The organism is Actinomycetota bacterium (assembly GCA_035759705.1).
Lineage (GTDB): Bacteria > Actinomycetota > CADDZG01 > JAHWKV01 > JAHWKV01 > JAJCYE01.
In genome coordinates this window covers 25598-44965 of record DASTUJ010000039.1, presented here as the reverse complement: position 1 = coordinate 44965, position 19368 = coordinate 25598, and the positions used below count along the sequence as shown (strand labels likewise).

Sequence of the window (19368 nt, the reverse complement as noted above, 5' to 3'; positions counted from 1 at the left end):
TGACCCTGACCCTGGGTCTTGGAGCCGATCTTGAGCACTGCCTTGCCGGTCGGGTGGACCCGCAGCTCCGCCGAGTCGAACATCTTGATGCCGATGATGTCGTACTCACGGGAGTTGCCGGCGCCGACGGGCTCGGTGAAGCAGCTCGTCCCGAGTCCCAGAAGGCGTCCCGAGTTGCGGGCGGACTCCTTCTCACGCAGGAACGCGTGGTAACCGATCTGCTCCATTGCGATGTCGAGAGCGGCTTCGTAGTCACCCGAGTCCATGAGGAACCCGAACGCCGTCCGGTAGGGGAACTCGTCCGGTTGCACGAAGTTCAGCCTACGGAACTCGGTCTGGTCCATGCCCATGTCGTACGCCGCATTTTGGATGAACCTCTCCTGGAAGAAGAGGGCCTCCGTGATGCGGAACGAACACCGGTAGGCCACACCTCCGGGTGCCTTGTTGGTGTAGTGCCCCTGGGCGGTCATGTACGCCACCGGGATCTTGTAGGCGCCGGTCACGGAGTGGAACAGGCCGATCTTGAACTTGGTCGGCTGTGCGTCCGAGAAGAACGCCCCGTTGTCGGTGTCTGCGTGGTAGCGGGCCGCCAGGATGGTGCCGTCCGCCTTCAGGGCCAGCTCGCCGTGGATGTACATGTCCCGTGCGTAACCGGTTGAGATCAGGTTCCCGGTGTTGTCCTCGATCCACTTCACCGGGCGGCCGATGACGACGGACGCCAGGACGGCGCAGACGTAACCGGGGTAGACCGGCACCTTGTTACCGAAACCGCCGCCGAGGTCCGGAGAGATGACCCGGATCTTGTGCTCGGGGAGCTCGGCAACGATGGCGACCGCGGTACGGATGATGTGCGGTGCCTGGGTGGTCAGGTAGATCGTGAGCTTCTCGGTCTCGGGCTTGTAGTCCCCGATACAGCCGCAGCACTCGATCGGACAGGGGTTGGAGCGGGGGTAGAACAGGTCGAGTTTGGAGATCTTGTCGGCCTTTTCGAAGGCACGGTCGGTGCCTGCTTTGTCGCCCACGTTCCAGGTGTAGCAGATGTTGTCCTTCTGCCACTCCTTGTCGTCCCGGATCAGAGGTGCGCCCGGGGCAATGGCCTGCATTGGGTTGACGATCGCAGGAAGCGGAGCGTACTCGACGTCAATCAGCTCGCACGCGTCTTTGGCGATGTAGGGGTCGTCGGCGACGACGAAGGCCACTTCTTGGCCCTGGAATCTAACCTTGTCTGTGGCCAGCACTGCCTGGGTGTCGTAGGAGAGTGTCGGCATCCACGCCAGGTTGTGCTGGGCGGCGAAGTCACCGGTGATGACCAGGTGAACGCCGGGAACCATCCATGCTCTCGAGTAGTCGATCGAGATGAGTTTTGCGTGCGCCAGGGGGCTTCTGAGGAGCTCGCCGTGGAGCATTCCGGTCAACTTGAAGTCGTCGACGAAGTTGCCCTTGCCTACCAGCAACCTTCCGTCTTCGACGCGGCGCCGACTGGCGCCTAAACCACCAATTTCAATCTCGTCTACTGCCATACTGTCCCGCCTTTCCGGCCCTAGGTGGCCGATGGCTTGATAGGAATTTTCCTCGGATTCCGATAAGGGGACTTAGGGCTGCTGCGTGCGTCGCAGCCGGGATGAACACGCGAGTTGGTAGTGGGATTTTTAGGCTACGGCCCTGGCACTAATGCACCTCCTTCGTACACGCGAAGGGAACAGGTCCGATAGGGGCGGGGAGCCCCCGTTAGGCCCCTACGCGCAAAGTACGGGCAACCGGGGATTATATACAAAACGGGTTTATATGGTGGCAGCGATACCCGCCGGGGTCAGGGCGGGGTTTCTTCGAGGGGAGGAGCGACCTCGGCCAGCAGGTCGAGTGGCTCTCCAGGCTCCAAAACTCCGTGCTCGCCGGCGGTGAACCTGCGCCCTGCCAGGTTCCCGGCGCGAACCGGCCGGACGCCGGAGGCCTCCTCCAACGCCGAGATCGCCCGCCGGTGGCTGACCACCAGGATTGCCCCGGGATGTGAGCCGTTCTGCAACCGGCCGGCCTCCAGGACCTTCTGAATGGCGCCGGTCACCCGCTCCCGCAGGGCGGTCAGGGTCTCGCCGCCCGGGGTGCACTCCAGCCGGCCCTCGCTCCAGGCGGCCAGCAGCTTGGGCCACCGCTCCTCGATCTCCGGTCTGGTCAGGCCGCTCCACTCGCCGACGTCGACCTCCCGGAGGCCCTGCTCGACGGTTACCGCGGTCACGCCCAGCCTCTCGGCGATGATGCCTGCGGTGCGCCGGGCCCGGCTCAGATCCGATGAGACGACGCGGGAGATGGGAATGCCGGCCAGCGCCTCGGCGGCCTGGACCGCCTGCTCCTCTCCGCGGGGCGAGAGGTCGGGGTCGGCCTGGCCCTGCCATCGGCCCAGCGCGTTCCACTCGGACTCGCCGTGGCGGACGATGAGCAGCGACACGGGCGCGGACGCTTCAGGGTTTTGCTCCATGGAGGTTGATTATGCGGCCTGGCGGCCGGGTTCAGGCTTCCGGTGGTTCGGACTTTCGGGCGAGCTTGGCGGCGAGCTGGGCCCGCGAGGACACGCCCAGCTTCCGGTACACCCGGGTCAGGACCCCCTCGACGGACTTCGGCGCAAGAAACGCCTCGGCGGCAATCGCCCTGGTCGTCAGTCCGGCGGCAGCCAGCTCGGCGACGCGGGACTCGGTTGCAGTAAGGCCGGAGGACGCCCGCGGCCGCAACCCGACCCGCTGAAGCTCCTCCCTGGTGCGGTCGGCCCACGCCATGGCCCCCGCCTCCTCGAAGATCCGCAGCGCCTCCTCGAGGCTCTGCTTCGCAGCCGACTTCTCCCGGCTCCTGCGTTGAAGCCGGCCTTTCACGAGAAGGGTCCGGGCAAGCTCGATAGGCATCGGGACACGTTCGTGCGAGCGCAGCGCCTCGTTCGCCGCCTCCATCGCCTCGTTTGGCCGGCCCTCGGAAGCAAGCTTGAGCGCCCGGCACCGGGCGGCCGCTGCGAGCGCCCACGGGCGGTCGAGCGCCGCGCCGCGCTCGGCCAGCCAGTCGATCAGGGGCTCGGCCTCCTGCGCCCGGTCCAGTCCGATGAGGGCTTCGGCCTCGTCCGCGACGAACGCGAACACCCCGGGCTCCCCGACTCCGGAGCTCTCCAGCAGAGGAAGGTACGGTCCGAGCACCCGGTCGGCTGCGGCGTGGTCGCCCAGCGACAGCTCGAGAGCCCCCAGGCAGGTCATCATCCAGAACGTGCGCACCGGCGAGTGGCTCCCGAGGATGGCCGAAGCCTCCTCGATCTTCAAGCGGGCGTCCTCCGACCGGCCGGCCAGGCAGTCCACCATTGCGCCGCTCACCGCGGCGAAGGCCCGGCCGGCCGGCCACCCCGAATGTTCGGAAGCCACGCGGGAGGCCAGGGCGTAGTTCTCGGCGCTCTGGAGGTCCCCCGCCCACCAGACGGCCTTGGTGATGTAGATGCCCATCAGGCAGATGGAGGCGTGCTGGCCCCGGTCCACCAGCATCTGCAGCATGCGTGCGAACCCGGCACGCGCCTTTTCGACCTGCCCGCTCCACATCCACAACATCGGAGCTACGAACGTGGGCCCGACCCAGATCATCGTCGGGGCGTCGAAGTCCTCCATGGCCAGGGAGCGCTGGATCAGCTCCTCGTCGACGCCCTCTCCCACCAGGCAGTCGTTGAAGATTGCGACCCCCAGGGCCTGCCCGATGCGGGAGTCGACGCCGCAGCGTTCGGCGTGGGCCAGCCCGGCGTGGCTGTGCCGTTGGGAGGCAGCGAAGTCGATCAGCTGGAACCCGGTCATCGCCAGGTCCATCTCGATGTGCGCCAAGACCCAGGGATCTCCTTCGGCCTCGTTGAGGGCGCGCTTGAAGAGGTCGATGGCGTCGGGGGTCCGGCCGAACAGGTAGATGACCTCACCCAACAGGCACATGGCGTTGGCCCGCTGAATGCCGGGCGGCGCGTCGTTGACGACCTCCTCGAAAAGACTTTTGGCCCGGAGCAGGTTGGCACTCCGCAGGTGGTGGTAACCCGCCAGCGACAGCCTGCGGAGCCGGCCTGCTTCCGACCCGAGGCCGGTCAGCTGCGCGGCCTGCTCGGCGAGCTCGGCGGCGGTCCCGGGTGCTCCCCGCCTGGCGGCGGAAGCGGTCGCCGCCTCGAGCGCCGCGGCGACCTCCTCGTCGGGGCCGTCGGCCGCCAGGGCCAGGTGGCGGGCCTTCTGCTCCGGTTCCTCCACGATTTCGGCGAATCGTGCGTGAAGGTCCCTCCGCCTCTCCGGCGAGAGCTCCAGGTAGGCAGTGGCGCCGATCAGCGGGTGGGAGGGCCTCAACCGTCCCCGTTCGACCTCGAGGGTGCCTGCCTGCTGGGCGTCGGAAATGCCCCTGTCGGCGTCGGGCCCCAGAAGCACGCGCACGGTTTCGACGGTGGGGCTGGATGCCGCGGCAACCGCCAGCAGCGCCCGGGTCCCGGCATCCGAAAGGTCGGTCAGCCGGCCCCGAACCAGGTCCCGGAGGTTTTGGGTGAGCGGGAGAGGCGCTCCCGAGATGTAGCCGCCATCAATGGCGCCGGCTGCCCGGCCCACCTCCAGTGCGTAGAACGGGTTGCCGCCGGAGATCTCGTGGATACGGCCGACCAGCGGCCGGGTCAGCTCGATGTCGAGCCGCTCCGAGAGCATCTCCTCGATTGCCGGCGGGACCATGGGCCCGACCGTGATTCGCCGAACGGACTTCCCTTCAAGCGCGGCGTCCAGCGAGAGGGGGTCGTCGGTGGCCTCCTCGGTGCGCAGGGAGAGCAGGAGGCCGGCCCGGTCGCCGCGCAGACGGCGGGCGACGAACTGCAGGACCTGAACCGTGGGCGGGTCGAGCCACTGCAGGTCGTCGATCGCAAGCACCACCGGGCGCTCCTCGGTGAGGAGCCGCACGACGTTGAGCGCCGCCACCGCGACAGTGCGGTGGTCGACCGGGTTACCCCGATCGTCCTCAACGCTGAGAAGTGCAATCTCGAGAGCCCTGCGCTGCGGAGTGGGCAGAGAGGGAAGGAGGGCCGTCGCCGGCTCCAGCAGGTCGGTCAGGCCGGCAAAAGAGAACGTGGCCTCGGACTCCGAGGGCCGGGCGACCAGAACGCGGAACCCGGCGCTTTCGGCTGCAGCGCGCGCGGCCTGCCACAAAGTGGTCTTGCCGATGCCGGCTTCCCCCGCAATTACCAAAGCTGCCGCGCCCCGGCTCACCGCCGATATGAAGGAGTCGATGGTCTCGAGCTCGGCGTTCCTGCCAAATACTGTAGCCATACTCGAATACTAGAGATTTGACCCCAAGTATTTCGACAGATAGCGGGAAAGCCCTCTTATGTCGGGGGTGCTCCCCGGCGCACCCTGAACAGGTTGGAGAAGATCGTTGCAACCGAGAGCGCCGGGAATCCCCCGCGCCCGACTCCAGACGAACGCAGATCGGGCGTGGCCTGGCCTGCGCAATCCCTGAACTGCTCCTACTCGTTCGCCCTTCTCGGGCGGTTCGCCGCCCGATCCGCCGCCGGCGACTGGCCGCAGATGGAGGGCCGACGTCTGCAGCAGATCGTCGCCTACCTTTTGTTGTTCGGCGACAGGCCCCACCACCGGGACGTGCTGTCGGCGACTCTGTGGACCGAGAGCGACCCCAAACAGTCCCGCAAGAACCTTCGCCAGAGCATCTGGCAGCTGCAAAAGCTGCCGGAGAAAGCGGGGCGCTCGACCCCGCTTCTGCTGACTGAGAAGGACTGGATACAGATAGACCCGGCTGTGGTGTGGCTAGACGTCGCCCAGCTGGAAAGGTCGTACGACCGGGTTCGGACGGTGGCGCCGGAACAGATCGGCGAATCCGAGGCGCAGGTGCTGATGAACGCGGCCGACCTGTACCAGGGCGACCTTCTGGCCGGTTGGGACGAGGACTGGTGCGTTCGCGAGCGGGAGCGGCTGAGGGCTCTCTACGTCTCTCTGCTCGAGAAGCTGGTGGGTTGGTGCGAGGCAACCAATCGGTTGGAGGCGGGGCTGGCCTACGGCCACATCCTTCTGGAACACGACCGCGCCCACGAAAGAGCCCACCGGCGGGTGATGCGCCTGCACCACCTGTCCGGGAACCGGACCGGGGCTCTGCGCCAGTTCGAGAAGTGCCGGACCGCGCTCGACGAAGAGCTCGGGGTGGAGCCCGGACGCCTGACCCGCAGCCTCTACGAGGAGATCTGCAGCTCGGGCTGAGGCCCCGCTTTGCCGCCGTCTCCCGGCTTCAAAAAACCCGGCCAATTTGACCGATACTCCGGCGAAATGGGCTATCATTTTTCCACCAGAGAAAGGAGGTGGTCCGTATTAGCGAAAGTCTTTTCGGGACCCTGGAGGTGACCGGCCGCTAGGTCGGAGTGCTGGCTTCCACCAGCGAATTTCTCCCGGGCCACCCCCGAGGTACGGATGCCGGACTGGTCCCGCCGGTGCTGTAATCCAACTCGGGCTCCTATGTCCAGTACGAATCAGAAAGCGAAGGGCGCCTTGACCGGGCGCCCTTCGTTTTTTTCGGTTCGAGACCCTTGTAATCGCTCCGCCTCTTCGCAATGCTTTTGCCACCGATACCGGGGAGGCGCCATGTCGAATCGACGGTTGGGACTGGTAGTCGTCTTGTTGTTTACGGGGGTTCTGGTGGTCGCGCCGGCGCCGGCCGCGCTGGCCGCCTGTCACCGGTTCGACGTCGAGGTCTCCGAGGAGTCGGTCGACGAGGGCGACTCGGTGACCGTGACCGTCTCCCGCGACGGCGCCGTCGAGGACTCCAACGTCCGGGTCACCGCCGTGAACGGCACCGCCAGGGCCGGGTCGGACTTCACTGCCTTCGACCAGCAGGTCAACTTCACCGGCAGCAGCACCGAGCGGTCGTTCCCTCTCAGCATCGTCGGTGACGGCGCGGCCGAGCCCGCCGAGACGTTCTCGTTGAACCTCAGCCAGCCGGGGGGATGTTCGGTCAACACCGACTTTGACCTCGGCGGCCCTGTCACCGTCCGGATCAACGCCAGCGCAGGTTCGGCGGCCCCGCCCGCGCCTGCACCTGCTCCTCCCCCCGCACCGGCCCCCGCCCCGGCTCCGGCCCCCGCCCCGGCGCCGGCTCCCGCGAGCCCCACGCCGTCGGAGGAGCCGGAGCCGGAGGAAACCGAAACCGCGTCGCCCTCTCCGTCGCCGACAACCGACGACGATTCGGACGGCGGCGGAGGTGTTCCTCCCCAGCTCATCGTCGGCCTGCTGGCGCTCCTGGGAGCCGTTGGAGTGGGCGCTTACCTGCTCAACCAGCGGCGGAACCAGCCTCCCTCCATCTAGCCGGAGCCCTTGAACACCAAGTAGAACCTCGCGACACCGCGAAGACTTTCCATAGTTCGTTTACGGCCGCGCGGATTGTGCCGATAAAGAGCTAGGTCCAGCACGAGGGGCGGAACCTAAATTCGGAGGTTCCCCCATGACCACGTGGATGTCTTCCAGACGCGCCTGTCTGGCGCTGATGGGACTGATTCTGGGATCGACGCTGCCCCTGCTCTCACCGGCCGCCGCCCACGCCGACCCCGGACTGATCCCCAGCGTGGAGTCCCAGATCCTCGACCTGGCCAACGTCGAAAGGGCCGCCCGGGGGATCCGGCCGCTGCAGCACGACCCGCGCCTGGGTCAGGTCGCCCGGGAGTGGGCGTTCAAGCTTGCGAACGAGGGCCAGATCTACCACATGGACGTGCTCCCGGCCCGGGGGTTCGGCTACAAGGCGGGCGGCGAGAACATCGTGCTCGGCGTCCCCAAGATCACCCCCCTGTTCGCCCACATCGAGGTTATGAAGAGCGAGCTTCACCGCAAGAACCTGCTCGACCCCGCCTTCTCCCACGCTGCCGTAGGGATGTCGTGCGCCACCGTCAACGGGTTCGACCGCACCATAGCCGTCATCGAGTTCGGCGCCGACTCCCGCCCCGGCGACGCGGTCCCGCCGGCCGACCCCCGGGTAATACAGGGCGACATCAAGGCAGGGCCGGGCGTCACCTGCCAGGGTTTCGCCGCCCCCCCGGCCCCCGGCCCGGCCCCGGCGCCGCCTCCCGCTCCTGCGCCCGCGCCGGCCCCGGCACCGGCACCGGTCGTGAACAAGGTGGTCGCCCCCAAGCCCGACCCCGCGCCGGCCCCCGCTCCCGTTCCGGTGGTGGCGGCCCCGCCGGTCGCCCCGCCCCCGGTGGAGACCCCGCCGCCTGCGCCGGAACCGGTGGTGCGCACCGTCGAGCCGGAGGTGTACGAGACGACCGCCGCGGTCATCGAGACCAGGGCGGTAGCCGCGCCGCCGCCGGCCCCGGTCTTCGAACAGGCGGGAACGATGCTGATCGCCGGCTTTCTTGGGACGATGCTGCTGATCTCGCTGGCCGTCGGCATGGTGGCCGGAGGAAGGTGGCACAAACGCCAGGTTGCCCGAGCCGCCGTTCGGTGACGGGCGACTGGCGGTCCCAAGTGAGCTCGGTCGTGCCTCCGAGCGCCGTGCCGTTGAACCCCGGAACCGACCAGCACCTTCAGGATCAGGCCGTTTTCCGCGATCAGTCGGTTCGCTTCGCTGCCGTGGGGGTCGACCTCGTTCATGCCTTCACCGCAACCGCCGAGGACGGATCGGTCGGTTGGGCCGGGGGGGATTACAAGTACTATGGGCCTGCAGGGCCTGTAGCTCAGCGGTTAGAGCAGGGGACTCATCGAAATGGTGCCGTCACACGGAAACGTGGGACAAGGAACGGGATGAATTCAGGGGAACCTTCAGCGCCGTCAAAGGCGCCGGCAACCCTGAGCCAAGCCGGAAGTACACTTTCGGAAGGTGCAGAGACTACCTGAGGGATGGGTGAACGCCCGAGCTCCCTTAATGACAGGCAAGAGCGTCCCGCGCCCTAACGGACAGCCTCACGGATGAGACGAGGGTGATGAGATAGTCCACTTCCGCCGGTAACGGCGGGTTGAGTGAATCCCTTGGTCGCAGGTTCGAATCCTGCCGGGCCCACGAAATTTACGCCGGCCCCTGGGCCGGCGGCAGGATGCACCACAGCACCCGCGCGGCGGACGAGCCCGGGTTGGACCAGGACGAAACGGGCTCGTCCCGAACCACGATCGCGTCGCCTGCCTGCAGGACCTCCTTGGCTGCTCCGATCTGCAACTCCAGCACGCCCGACATGACAACGACGACCTCCTTTTGTTTGGTGGCAAACGGGGGGCGCCGCCCGGTCGAGCCGGCGGCGAACTCCAGGATGTGCACCGACATCCTGGAGACGTCCTCGAGCACGTCCTCCGCCCGGAGCCCGGTTGCCAGCTTCCGCGACCTGCGGGCCCTTCGGCGGGCCACGGTGTAGGGCAGCGCCGCGGGCCGCTCGTCGGGGCCGAGGACCGAGAATGCCGAGGCCATCGTCTCCTCGGACAGGCCCCTCAGCCCGGCCTCGGCCTGGGACAGGGCGCTCGGTGTGATGCCGACCCGGCGGGCCAGCTCGGCCTGGGAGAGGCCCCGGGCCAGCCGTTTCGCCTTGAGCATCTCGCCGGTGGGGGGCGGCGGTTCGGCGCCCTTGCCGAGGACGGAGATGCCCCGGTCGTTCAGCTCGAACTCCACGCCCCGGCCGACGGCGTCGATTCGCCCCGCCGCCTTTGCGACCTTCAGGTAGTGGTGGCCGTTTGACGGGCTGGTGTCCAGGACCACCTGCGTCGTGCGCTGAAGGCGGGCCAGGAACGACGCGTCGTGCGCCTCCTTCCTCAGGAACCAGTAAGCGACGGTCTGCAGCTCGTAGAGCCGCGGGCAGTGCTCGAGAAAAAGGGCCAGCGCATCCTCCGGCCCCCACAGGTCCTGAATAGCCGTCAGGTTGTCGAACAACCACGCCGTTCCCGGGCCGAACGTGCCCTCGGCGTTCTTCAGCGCCTCGACCACAGACGCCGGCTCCCCGGGGTCCTGGACGGTTACGATCCGGTGCCTGCCCTTGCGCGGCCGGCCGGCGCCGCCCGTGCGAGGAAAGCAGTCGAGAAGCAGCACGTCCCGGTCGAGCCAGGCGGACCGGTACCGCTCGAGCACCGCAGCCGCCGGTTCGGTGAACGTCAGGTAGACCAGTCCGGCGGAGGAGGGAGAGGTCACGAACGACCGAATGATCGCCTGCTCCACCGGTTGGAGGACCTGCCAGACGACGTTGTCGCCGATCTGAAGGCCGCCGATCAGGTCGTCGACCTCTTTGAGGCCCGTTGTGAGTTCCACGTCCGTCACTCCTGCTTAATGCCTTCGAGGGTAGCATTAAGCAGCGGCCGGAGCCGGATTAGGACGGGTGAGCCGGCTCCTCCGACGCAGGTTCCAGGACCCAGCCGTAGAACCCGGCCAGGCACACCACGACCCCGGCGCCAAAGCCGAACCACGACTTGAGTATCACGGCGTACGCCATCAGCGGCATCCCCACAGCCGCCACCAGCGGGAAGATCGAGGGCGACGGCATGTGGATCTTGGGAGTGTTCGCTTCCTCCGGCTCGGCCACCTCTTCGGCCCCGCCCACCGGAACCCGCACCGGCCGGCCCTTGCGGTCCTGTTTGTACTTGCGGTTCCAGAAGTCGTCCAGGCTGGTGACGAAGGGGACCTGCCGGAAGTTGTACTCGGGGGGAGGGGAGGGGATCGTCCACTCCAGGGTACGCCCGTCCCACGGGTCGCCGAGAGCGATCTCGCCGTGGCGCTTGCTCTTGACCCAGTTGACCATAAAAACCAGGGTGGAGGCGGCGATGGTGAAGGCCCCTACCGTCGCCAGCAGGTTCCACATCTCCCAGCCGAGCCCCTCCTGGTAGGTGTAGTACCGCCGGGGCATGCCCTTCAGGCCCAGGATGTGCATCGGGCCGAAGGTGGCGTTGAAGCCCAGCATCATCATCCAGAAGTGGATCTTGCCCAGCCGCTCGTCCAGCATCCGGCCGGTCACCTTCGGGAACCAGTAGTAAAGCCCGCCGAACAGGGCGAAGATCGAACCGCCGAACAGCACGTAGTGGAAGTGAGCGACGATGTAGTAGGTGTCCTGCTGCTGGGCGTCGTGCGGCACCACCGAGTGGGTGACCCCGGAAAGGCCCCCGATGGTGAACATGCCGATGAACCCGATACAAAAGAGCATCGGCGTCGTGAACCTCAGCCTGCCGCCGGCCATGGTGGCCATCCAGTTGAAGATCTTCACGCCGGTCGGGATGGCAATCGACATCGTGGAGACGGCGAAGGCGGCGTTGGCGGCCGGGCCGAGGCCGGTGGTGAACATGTGGTGGGCCCACACCCCCCAGCCCATGAGGCCGATGGCGATTCCCGAGAAGACCATGAAGCTGTATCCGAACAGTGGTTTGCGGGCGAAGACCGGGATGATCTCGGACACGATGCCCATCGCCGGCAGGATCATGATGTACACCTCGGGGTGTCCGAAGAGCCAGAAAAGGTGCTGCCACAGGATGGGGTCCCCTCCGGACGCGGGGTTGAAGAACAGCGCTCCGAAGGTCCGGTCGAAGGTCATCAGGAACAGGGCCACGGCGATGATCGGCATCGCAAACATCAGCAGGAAGTTGGTCACCAGGGTCATCCACACAAACATGGGCATTCGCATCAGCTTCATCCCCGGCGCCCGCATGTTGAGGATGGTGACAATCAGGTTGATCGACCCGACCAGCGACGCAACCCCGAGGATCTGCAGCCCGAGGGCGTAGAAGTCGAGCCTGTTCGGGCCGGGGAGGAACCCGTCGCCGGTTGTGAGCGGGGCATACCCGAACCAGCCGCCATCGGGCGCGCCCCCCAGGACCCAGCTCGAGTAGATAAACAGCCCGCCCGCCAGGTAGACCCAGTAGCTGAGCGCATTCAACCGGGGGAATGCCACATCCCGGGCGCCGATCATGAGCGGGATCAGGTAGTTCATGAAGGCGCTACCGAGGGGCATGACCACCAGGAAGATCATCGTCAGCCCGTGGGTCGTGAACAGCTGGTTGTAGGTGTCCGCATCGACAACCGTGTTCTCCGGCCGGGCGAGCTGGGTCCGGATGAGCAGCGCCTCCAGGCCGCCGAGGATGAAGAACGTAAAAGAGGTGTACCCGTAGAGGAGCCCGATGCGTTTGTGGTCGACCGTGGTGATCCAACTCCATATTCCGGTCTTGGCGGTCGGCCGGCGCAGGAGTCGGGGAGGTGAGGTCACGGTCGTCAAGTTGCGGGCCCCTTTCTTGGTTTTTCACCACAAAACTGGCATCATGGTACCTAAGTCGTTAGAAAAGGCAAACCGGCTTGTAAATCGAGTAGCGTTTTGGAATACCTAATACCGGCGGGAGCCTGAGAATGCGAGTAAAGGAAGGGGCCGAGGCTCACAAGGCTCTTTCCGACCCCGCCCGCCTGCAACTGTTCACTCTGATCCTGGAGTCGGACCACCCGCTCGACATACCGGGAATGTCCGAGGCCGTCGGGCTGCACCAGAACACCGTCCGGTCTCACCTGCGCCGGCTGGAGCTGGTAGGGCTGGTGACGCCTGAGATCGAAGCCCGTACGACCAGGGGCCGCCCCAAGGTGCTGTTCAAGCCCGGCCCCGAGGCGGAGGACATGGGGCACGGCGCCCGCAACTACAAGCTGCTGGCCACCATGCTGGCCGGGTTCGTCAACGCCGGCCTGAATGACCCCGAGGCGGGCGCCGAGCTTGCCGGCCGGAGCTGGGGCGGCTACCTCTCGGCGCAGTTCCGGCCGCATCCCGGCGACCCGGTCGACCTCCAGGCAGCGGCAGAGATGATCATGGCCATGATGGACCGGCTCGGCTTCGAGCCGGAGGTGGCCGAAACGCCCGAGGGTGTCGACGTGCGGCTGCACAACTGCCCGTTCCGGGACATCGCAGCCAGGTACCCGGCCACCGTTTGCTCGCTTCACCTGGGGATCCTGCGGGGGGCGCTGGCCGACGTGAAGTCGGACGCCGAAGCTACCGTGCTGCTTCCGTTCGTCACCCCCACCCTGTGCATCGCCAAGCTCGCTGCGCCCCCGCCCTCGGCGAACTGACCCCAGGGTGAACAGCTGGGCCCTGTTCGGGCACATCGTCTCCGGGTTCGCCCTTTTCGCTGGCATGGTGCTGGCAGCGGCCGGCTGGCATCTGGCCCGGTCCCGGACCGCTCCTTCCGAGGTGGCCCTTCTGCTGAAGCTCTGCCGGATCGGCGCAATGGCGGTGGCGGCGGCCACGGTATCGGTTCTCGGGCTCGGGTTGTGGCTCGTGGACCTGCAGGGGCGCCGGCTCTCCGACACGTGGATCTCCTGGGCGATCGGCCTGCTGCTGGCGGCGATGGTCGCCGGCATCGTGGGTGGGCAGCGGCCGAAGAAGGCCCGCTTACTGGCTCAACGCCTCTCGGAGGAGGGCGGACCGGAGACGGAAGAGCTTCGCCGGCTGCTCGACGACCGGGCCTCGGCCGCCCTGAATTACCTTGCCGCCGGGTGCATCCTCGTCATCCTCTTCCTGATGGTGTTCAAGCCCCATTAGGATCTTTTTTCACGACGAAAAGGGCGTCGAACGTATTAGGCAAGATAAATAACCCATTCGCGGCTACACTCCGGGCCATCGAGACCGGGGCAACGAGGCTCCGGCAGAGTGGAGGTGCGTAAATGAGGACGGCGGCATTGGTGGCAGCCCTGACGGCAGTGTTTCTTATCGGGTGCGGGGGAGGCGGCAGCAGTGAAGAGTCCACCCCGGTAGGCGAGAGCGACAAATCCTCGGATGCTTCGGGCGCCGCTCTTTCGATAGTGGCCGAAAAGGGCGACACGAACGCCTTCGACAGGGACCGCCTGGAGGTTACCGCCGGCGAGCCGTTCTCTTTGGAGCTGCAGAACCCTGACGCCGAACCGCACAACCTGTCGGTGTACGCCTCCAAGGGGGGCGAGAGCCTTTACCAGGGCGCCTTTGTCGACCCGGGCAAGGACGCCACCTACGACGTGCCGGCGCTGCCCGCAGGGGACCTGTACTTCCAGTGCGACATCCACCCCGAGATGTCCGGGACCTTCGAGGTCTCGGCCTAGGCACCAGCCCGGGAGAGCTTCACGGACTCAGCCGCGAGTCGATGACGCCCCATCACCTAACCGCGCGGTTGTGGTTCGCCGGAGCCCTCCTGGGCTGCCTGCTTCCGCCTCAGCTTCGGCTGGGTTGGTGGCTCCCGGTTCACATGCTCCTGCTTGGGTCCGCGAGCCAGTTGATTGCCGGCGGCCAGATCAAGTTTTCGAGCACGCTGGCGATGGCTCCTCCCGCCGCCCGGTATCACCTTCTGGGCTCCTTGGGTCTGCTCAACCTCGGAGCCGCGCTTATCGCAGCGGGCCGGCTGTCGGGTGTCGTACTGCTGGTGGGGGTGGGGGCCGCAGCATTCCTGTCGGGGACGCTCTGGTCCGGCCTGGTTGCCGATGCGCAGTGGCGGAAGGGTTTGGGCACGCGGTTTCGTGAAACCCGGACCTACTACCGCTTGGCGGGAATCAGCATTCTGGTCGGCGGATCGGCGGGCGCCACGCTGGCGCTCGGAGTCCTCTCCGACACCGAAAGCCGGCTCTCCCACCGCCTGGTCCACATGGCGTTCAACCTGCTCGGCTGGGCCGCCATGACGATCGTCGGCACCGCGATCACGCTGCTGCCGGCGGTACTCAGGGTTCGAGCCTTGAGCGTTCGCCCGGCCTGGGCGCCGTGGGCCGGTTTCGCCGGTTTGTTGACCATCGCATCCGGCCTGACGCTGGACCTGCCGTTGCTTGCGGCGGCGGGCGCAGCGGGCTTTGGAGCCGGGCTGGTCCCCTTCGGGCGCATTGCATCTGCAGTTGCCCGCGCACCCAGGCGTTTTCCCGTGCCGGTGTCTGCGCTGCACCTGCTTGCGGCCGTCCTCTGGCTATTCGTCGTGACGGCGCTGCAGTTGGGGGCGCTCGGCTTCGGGCTTGAGGCTGCGACCCGCAATCTGTGGCTGGTCGGGCTGGCCGGGGGGACGGTGGTGCAGGCGATTCTCGGAGCGTGGGCGTTCCTGCTGCCGATGGAGAAGCCGGTTGGTGGGGAGTTGAGGAGGCTTCACCTGGTGGCGTTCGAGAAGGGAGCCCGTACGCAGGTCGCCGCCTACAACATCGGCCTGGTCCTGCTCCTGCTGGGTTTGTCGGCCCCGGTTCCCGCCCGCACCGAGGCCGTGGGGTTGCTGCTGGTCTGGTCCGCCGCCGCGTGGGCGTTGTTCAAGGCGTTCTCGTTCGTTTGGATTGCCCGGTGGCCGTCGGTGGCCGCTGTCTCACAGGTGTGGTGGAAACCGCGGCGCTGACTGCTTAACGAACCTCCGCGCAGTCCAGGTCCCGCATACACCTGTCGTACCGGCGGGCCTGAAGAGCGCCCAGCACCAGGATCACCGTGACGATCGCTATGGCGACGATGGCCACGATGTGGGCTACCCGCCGGCGCCGGGCCAGCAGGGCCGCGTAATCCTGGTCGTTCGGCTCTTCCATATCCGTCACCGGACCAGACTACATGAGCAAAGTGCTTAATGGTATACTCAAAACATTAAGCAAGGAGGATTCCTGTGATTCGAACGCTGACCGTTGGTAGTGATCCACGCGAGGAGTTGAAGGCGCGCCTGGCTCATCTTCAGGATGTAGAGCTTCCGAAGCTGCGCTCGGAGAGGGGTGAGCTGGGCCATCTGGGAACCGCCGCCCTGCGGGACTACGCCCGGCGGGAGGTCCAGGACGTTGCCCGCCTGCTGGCCGAGCTGCAGGGGGAACTGGAACTGGTCCCGGATGGGACGGTCCGCTTGAACGACTGCGTCGTCCTGCAGGAGCAGTCCGAAGGTGAGCCTGAGGAGTTCATAGTGCACGCCCCGGGACTGATCGTGAAGGCGCCCGGCTTTATCTCGGCCGAAACCGCCCTGGGGGCAGCCGTCCTCGGAAAACAGGCCGGGGACCTCGTGCAGGTGCGAACCCCTCGCGGCAGCAGGGATTTTGTCGTCCAGGGTGTCCGCCGGCGGTCCCGGTAGGTTCCGGGACCGCGACGGTCGTGTCCCTGCTTCTGGTAGCCGCCACCCTCATCTGGGCCCTGGTCCTCGTCCTGATTCCGGCCTGGCGCAGGGCACGGGAGAGCCGGAACGGCCGGAGGACGGTTGCCGGCTCCGGCCGGAGCATGCGAACACTTCGTTCCAACCACGAGGTTCGCCGGCATGGCGGGCGCTGGGTTCTGGTTCCCTACAAACCGCTGGGGCAGGGCCGGAGCCGTACCGCGCTGCGCAGGGGCAGCTTCTAGACTGAACAGATGAACAAGCGGCTGGACGCCCTGCTGCCCCTGACCCGGGACCATCACCACGCACTTTCCCAGGCCCGCCGGCTGAAGACCGCATCGGGATCTGAGGATCGGGCGACCCGGATCAGGGCGGCCGACGACTTCGTCAACTTCTACCTCGGACGGGCCTTGCACCACTTTCGGGAGGAGGAGGAGCTGTTCTTTCCTCCCGCAATCGAGCACGACCAGGCCCGTCCGCTGGTAGAACGGGCGGTGCTGGAGCACCTCAACATCCATCGCCTGGTGGGGCTGCTGAAGCGCGATCTGGTGAAGGCGGCCGTGACGCCGGAGTTGATGGCAGAGATCGCCGAAACGCTCCGGCTGCACGTCCGGTTCGAGGAGGACGAGCTGTTCCCGCTCATCGAGAAGCTCGTTCCGCTCGATCGCCTGGAAGAGGTCGCCGGCCACCGGCGTGAGGTCTGACCGCCAGGACCGTACTAAAAGGCTAGAGGTCCAGCTGGTCCGGCGGGCCGCCGGGCTCGGTCCATGCCGCCAGGATGGGGGCGGTGATCTGGACGACCTCCTCGGGCGTGATGCCCATGCCGTCCCCGGCCAGGTCCGCCATCACGTTGACGATCCGGACCAGCGACACCAGCAGGCAGGCCTGGAACTCCGGGTCGTGCAGGGACTCGGTGGCGCACTCGCTGATGACGTCGTTGAAGACCTCCCGTCCCAGCACGTTCTCCGGCTCGTCCGCCTTCAGGCTGGAGGTGACCAGCATCATGGCCAGCTGTGCCGCCCGGGGCATGCGTGGGTTGTCGGCGCTGATGTTGATGTCTATCGATTCCATGCTTCGAGGATAACCCCGCGCTACGACACAGCGGCCTCCGCCATGCTTCTCCGGGAGAATCGCCGTCCGTGTGGTGCGCCCCGAGCGGTATACGAACTTCCTCCCGCCGGGTGACGACTGCGGCTCCGGTCTTGCCCACCATGGGATGCGTCGGAAGTTGTCGAAAAGGAGGTTGAGATGTTGGCAGCAACGTTGGCGTTTGCAGAAGGCGCCGGTCACGCGGGCTGGTGGCCCGTCTTTCCGCTGTTCTGGATCCTGCTCTGGGGCGCAGTGATCTTGATGGTCTTTCGTTTCCGGGAACCGGGCCGCCGGCAGGGTCACTCGGCACAGGGTGTGCTGGCCGACAGGTACGCCAGGGGCGAGATCACCGTCGAGGAGTACCACGAGCGCCTGAAGGTCCTGAAGGAGCGCCGCAGGTAGCGGAGGAATTCTTTTCTCGAAATGTCGAACTCCGCCGGGCTGGTCCGACGTACGGGTGAAGGTTTAATTGACCCGGTTGGAACAGGAGGCTAGTCATGGGAAAGGTAACTGCTCAGCTGTCGATGTCGGTCGACGGGTACATCGCAGGTCCGAACATAACCCCCGAGAACCCGATGGGTGACGGCGGCGAGGAGCTTCACGAGTGGGTCTTCGGTTTGAAGTCCTGGCGGGAGCCCCAGGGCCTGGAGGGTGGTGACGAGGGGCCCGACGACGAGGTTTCGAAGGAAAACTTCGAGAACAAGGGGGCCGTGGTCATGGGCCGAACGATGTTCGACCTGGGGGAGATCCCGTGGGGCGAGAACCCGCCTTACCACAACCCGGTTTTTGTGGTCACCCACCGGCCCAAGGAGACGATTGTGAAGCAGGGCGGAACCAGCTACACCTTCGTCCCCGACTTCGAAACCGCCATGGACCGGGCGCGGGAGGCGGCCGGGGACAAGGACATATCGATCGCGGGCGGCGCCAACGTCGTCCAGCAGGCGATCGAGGCCGGCGTGCTCGACGAGATAGACGTCCACATCGCTCCCCGTTTCCTGGGCGGCGGCACCCGGCTGTTCGACAACCTGGACCCGCGAGGCAAGTTCGAGATCGTCCGGGTGATCGGCTCCCCGGAGATCACCCACGTCAAGTACCGGATCGGAGGCCGCGGGGCCGTGTAACGTCGGGGGATGATTCCAAAAGCGATCGCCACCCGTTACGTCGCCCCCCTGAGAGAGGGGGGCTCCCTGCCCGGCCTGGTGGAGGCCGACGACCTGGGGACCTACGTCATGAAGTTCCGCGGCGCCGGGCAGGGCACGAAGGCGCTGGTGGCCGAGGTCATCGTCGGAGAGCTGGCCCGGTACCTGGATCTGAAGGTTCCCGAGATGAAGGCCCTGGTTCTCAGCGCCGAGATCGGCCGGTACGAGGCCGACCAGGAGGTCCAGGACCTGCTCACCGCAAGCATCGGGCTGAACCTGGGCGTCGACTTTCTGCCCGGGTCGTTCGGGTTCGACGGGAGGGCATTCAAGCCGCCGCCCGAGGAGGCGGCCCGGATCATGTGGCTGGATGCCCTGACCGTCAACATCGACCGCTCCTGGCGCAACCCGAACCTGCTGATCTGGCACCGAAAGATGTGGTGTATCGACCACGGCGCCGCCCTCTACTTCCACCACAACTGGGAGGCGGCTTCGCCGGATCGTTTTGCCGTCCGGCCCTACGACTACGACGACCACATCCTGAAGGACGTCGCCCGCAAGGCGGGCCCGGGCGTGTACGCCGCCATCGCGAAGCAGATCACGGACCGGGTGCTTCGGGACGTGCTGGACCTAGTGCCCGACGAGTGGCTGGAGCCCGCTCCGGGCAGGGAGGAGCCGGCCGCCGTTCGGGAGCTGTACCTGGAGTTCCTGAAGGCTCGCCTGGCCTCGGCGCCCGAGTGGCTGCCCCGGTGAACGGCGGGCATATGACAAGCTTCGAGTACTTCGTGCTGCGCTGCGTCCCCCGGGTCGACCGCCAGGAGTTCCTGAACGTCGGGGTCGTCCTCTACGGCCAGGACTCCCGGTTCCTCCGGGCCGCCTGCGACGTGGACCCCGAACGGCTGAAGGCACTGGGCCCGGATGTCGACCCCGAAGACATCAACGCGCACCTCGAGACGATTGCGGCCATCTGCCGGGGCGACGAAGCCGGGGGGCCGGCCGCCCTGTTGAGCGAGCGCCAGCGATTCGACTGGCTGGCCGCGCCCCGGTCGACCGTCGTGCAGCCGGGCCCCGTTCACTCCGGCCTCACCTCCGACCCCGCCGCCGAGCTCGAGCACCTGCTGGACAGGCTCGTCCACTAA

At 66.8% G+C, this 19368-nt stretch carries 21 protein-coding genes; 14 read left to right on the top strand and 7 right to left on the bottom strand.

The annotated features are described in order from the left end of the window. The 3 genes from VFV09_02540 to VFV09_02530 form a co-directional block, all read right to left on the bottom strand. Positions 1-1454, bottom strand: a 1454-nt coding sequence (locus VFV09_02540) for a molybdopterin cofactor-binding domain-containing protein (protein HEU4866583.1), incomplete at its 3' end; no start/stop codon positions are given. A 356-nt stretch (positions 1455-1810) separates the two neighbouring features. Further along, the gene (locus tag VFV09_02535; GenBank protein ID HEU4866582.1) at positions 1811-2473 is read right to left on the bottom strand and encodes a histidine phosphatase family protein; all 663 of its coding nucleotides are present in this window, start codon (positions 2471-2473) and stop codon (positions 1811-1813) included. Positions 2474-2504: 31 nt separating this feature from the next. Beyond that, positions 2505-5291, bottom strand: a complete 2787-nt coding sequence (locus VFV09_02530; protein HEU4866581.1) for an AAA family ATPase — start codon at positions 5289-5291, stop codon at positions 2505-2507. Between the two features lie 93 nt (positions 5292-5384). Here VFV09_02530 and VFV09_02525 point away from each other — a divergent pair, with 93 nt between their 5' ends. From VFV09_02525 to VFV09_02515, 3 genes are all read left to right on the top strand, one after another. Continuing rightward, a complete protein-coding gene (locus VFV09_02525; protein ID HEU4866580.1) occupies positions 5385-6233 on the top strand; it encodes a bacterial transcriptional activator domain-containing protein in 849 nt (282 codons plus the stop codon). 378 nt (positions 6234-6611) lie between these two features. After that, positions 6612-7331: a Calx-beta domain-containing protein gene (locus VFV09_02520; protein ID HEU4866579.1), complete on the top strand. Its 720-nt coding sequence runs from the start codon at positions 6612-6614 to the stop codon at positions 7329-7331. A 136-nt stretch (positions 7332-7467) separates the two neighbouring features. Next, positions 7468-8463: a CAP domain-containing protein gene (locus VFV09_02515; GenBank protein ID HEU4866578.1), complete on the top strand. Its 996-nt coding sequence runs from the start codon at positions 7468-7470 to the stop codon at positions 8461-8463. A gap of 558 nt (positions 8464-9021) precedes the next feature. Here the strand turns inward: VFV09_02515 and VFV09_02510 are convergent. Next, a complete protein-coding gene (locus tag VFV09_02510; GenBank protein HEU4866577.1) occupies positions 9022-10242 on the bottom strand; it encodes an XRE family transcriptional regulator in 1221 nt (406 codons plus the stop codon). 58 nt (positions 10243-10300) lie between these two features. Then, the gene (ctaD, locus tag VFV09_02505) at positions 10301-12181 is read right to left on the bottom strand and encodes a cytochrome c oxidase subunit I (GenBank protein HEU4866576.1); all 1881 of its coding nucleotides are present in this window, start codon (positions 12179-12181) and stop codon (positions 10301-10303) included. Positions 12182-12318: 137 nt separating this feature from the next. Here ctaD and VFV09_02500 point away from each other — a divergent pair, with 137 nt between their 5' ends. From VFV09_02500 to VFV09_02485, 4 genes are all read left to right on the top strand, one after another. After that, positions 12319-13020 carry an ArsR family transcriptional regulator gene (locus VFV09_02500; protein HEU4866575.1) on the top strand — a complete coding sequence of 234 codons (702 nt, stop codon included), beginning with the start codon at positions 12319-12321 and terminating at the stop codon, positions 13018-13020. Between the two features lie 7 nt (positions 13021-13027). Next, positions 13028-13492 (top strand): DUF2269 family protein, encoded by a 465-nt coding sequence (locus VFV09_02495; protein HEU4866574.1) that lies wholly within the window; start codon positions 13028-13030, stop codon positions 13490-13492. 122 nt (positions 13493-13614) lie between these two features. Further along, complete coding sequence (locus VFV09_02490) at positions 13615-14025, top strand: cupredoxin domain-containing protein (protein HEU4866573.1); 411 nt, start codon at positions 13615-13617, stop codon at positions 14023-14025. Between the two features lie 41 nt (positions 14026-14066). Further along, on the top strand, positions 14067-15281 hold the full coding sequence (locus VFV09_02485; protein ID HEU4866572.1) for a hypothetical protein: 1215 nt from the start codon (positions 14067-14069) through the stop codon (positions 15279-15281). 4 nt (positions 15282-15285) lie between these two features. Here VFV09_02485 and VFV09_02480 read toward each other — a convergent pair whose 3' ends face one another. Further along, the gene (locus VFV09_02480) at positions 15286-15471 is read right to left on the bottom strand and encodes a hypothetical protein (GenBank protein ID HEU4866571.1); all 186 of its coding nucleotides are present in this window, start codon (positions 15469-15471) and stop codon (positions 15286-15288) included. Positions 15472-15536: 65 nt separating this feature from the next. Here VFV09_02480 and VFV09_02475 point away from each other — a divergent pair, with 65 nt between their 5' ends. From VFV09_02475 to VFV09_02465, 3 genes are read left to right on the top strand one after another with little or no spacing between them, the layout of a single operon-like run. Continuing rightward, positions 15537-15986 carry a GreA/GreB family elongation factor gene (locus tag VFV09_02475; GenBank protein HEU4866570.1) on the top strand — a complete coding sequence of 150 codons (450 nt, stop codon included), beginning with the start codon at positions 15537-15539 and terminating at the stop codon, positions 15984-15986. Between the two features lie 20 nt (positions 15987-16006). Further along, complete coding sequence (locus VFV09_02470) at positions 16007-16249, top strand: hypothetical protein (protein ID HEU4866569.1); 243 nt, start codon at positions 16007-16009, stop codon at positions 16247-16249. A gap of 9 nt (positions 16250-16258) precedes the next feature. Then, the gene (locus VFV09_02465) at positions 16259-16708 is read left to right on the top strand and encodes a hemerythrin domain-containing protein (GenBank protein HEU4866568.1); all 450 of its coding nucleotides are present in this window, start codon (positions 16259-16261) and stop codon (positions 16706-16708) included. A 22-nt stretch (positions 16709-16730) separates the two neighbouring features. Here VFV09_02465 and VFV09_02460 read toward each other — a convergent pair whose 3' ends face one another. Beyond that, the gene (locus VFV09_02460; GenBank protein HEU4866567.1) at positions 16731-17075 is read right to left on the bottom strand and encodes a hypothetical protein; all 345 of its coding nucleotides are present in this window, start codon (positions 17073-17075) and stop codon (positions 16731-16733) included. 177 nt (positions 17076-17252) lie between these two features. Between VFV09_02460 and VFV09_02455 the strand changes: the two genes are divergently transcribed. The 4 genes from VFV09_02455 to VFV09_02440 all read left to right on the top strand — a co-directional run bounded on the left by VFV09_02455 (position 17253) and on the right by VFV09_02440 (position 19368). Next, on the top strand, positions 17253-17495 hold the full coding sequence (locus tag VFV09_02455) for an SHOCT domain-containing protein (GenBank protein HEU4866566.1): 243 nt from the start codon (positions 17253-17255) through the stop codon (positions 17493-17495). Positions 17496-17590: 95 nt separating this feature from the next. Continuing rightward, positions 17591-18214, top strand: a complete 624-nt coding sequence (locus VFV09_02450) for a dihydrofolate reductase family protein (GenBank protein ID HEU4866565.1) — start codon at positions 17591-17593, stop codon at positions 18212-18214. A gap of 9 nt (positions 18215-18223) precedes the next feature. Further along, positions 18224-18982, top strand: a complete 759-nt coding sequence (locus tag VFV09_02445) for a HipA family kinase (GenBank protein ID HEU4866564.1) — start codon at positions 18224-18226, stop codon at positions 18980-18982. 11 nt (positions 18983-18993) lie between these two features. Next, positions 18994-19368 carry a DUF3037 domain-containing protein gene (locus tag VFV09_02440; protein HEU4866563.1) on the top strand — a complete coding sequence of 125 codons (375 nt, stop codon included), beginning with the start codon at positions 18994-18996 and terminating at the stop codon, positions 19366-19368.

Coding starts and splice junctions, on each gene's coding strand:
- VFV09_02530 (HEU4866581.1), bottom strand. CDS start 5,291: ATGGCTACAGTATTTGGCAGGAACGCCGAGCTCGAGACCATCGACTCC.
- VFV09_02500 (HEU4866575.1), top strand. CDS start 12,319: ATGCGAGTAAAGGAAGGGGCCGAGGCTCACAAGGCTCTTTCCGACCCC.
- VFV09_02455 (HEU4866566.1), top strand. CDS start 17,253: ATGTTGGCAGCAACGTTGGCGTTTGCAGAAGGCGCCGGTCACGCGGGC.
- VFV09_02535 (HEU4866582.1), bottom strand. CDS start 2,473: ATGGAGCAAAACCCTGAAGCGTCCGCGCCCGTGTCGCTGCTCATCGTC.
- VFV09_02440 (HEU4866563.1), top strand. CDS start 18,994: ATGACAAGCTTCGAGTACTTCGTGCTGCGCTGCGTCCCCCGGGTCGAC.
- VFV09_02460 (HEU4866567.1), bottom strand. CDS start 17,075: ATGGAATCGATAGACATCAACATCAGCGCCGACAACCCACGCATGCCC.
- VFV09_02450 (HEU4866565.1), top strand. CDS start 17,591: ATGGGAAAGGTAACTGCTCAGCTGTCGATGTCGGTCGACGGGTACATC.
- VFV09_02485 (HEU4866572.1), top strand. CDS start 14,067: ATGACGCCCCATCACCTAACCGCGCGGTTGTGGTTCGCCGGAGCCCTC.
- VFV09_02515 (HEU4866578.1), top strand. CDS start 7,468: ATGACCACGTGGATGTCTTCCAGACGCGCCTGTCTGGCGCTGATGGGA.
- VFV09_02520 (HEU4866579.1), top strand. CDS start 6,612: ATGTCGAATCGACGGTTGGGACTGGTAGTCGTCTTGTTGTTTACGGGG.
- VFV09_02445 (HEU4866564.1), top strand. CDS start 18,224: ATGATTCCAAAAGCGATCGCCACCCGTTACGTCGCCCCCCTGAGAGAG.
- VFV09_02465 (HEU4866568.1), top strand. CDS start 16,259: ATGAACAAGCGGCTGGACGCCCTGCTGCCCCTGACCCGGGACCATCAC.
- VFV09_02490 (HEU4866573.1), top strand. CDS start 13,615: ATGAGGACGGCGGCATTGGTGGCAGCCCTGACGGCAGTGTTTCTTATC.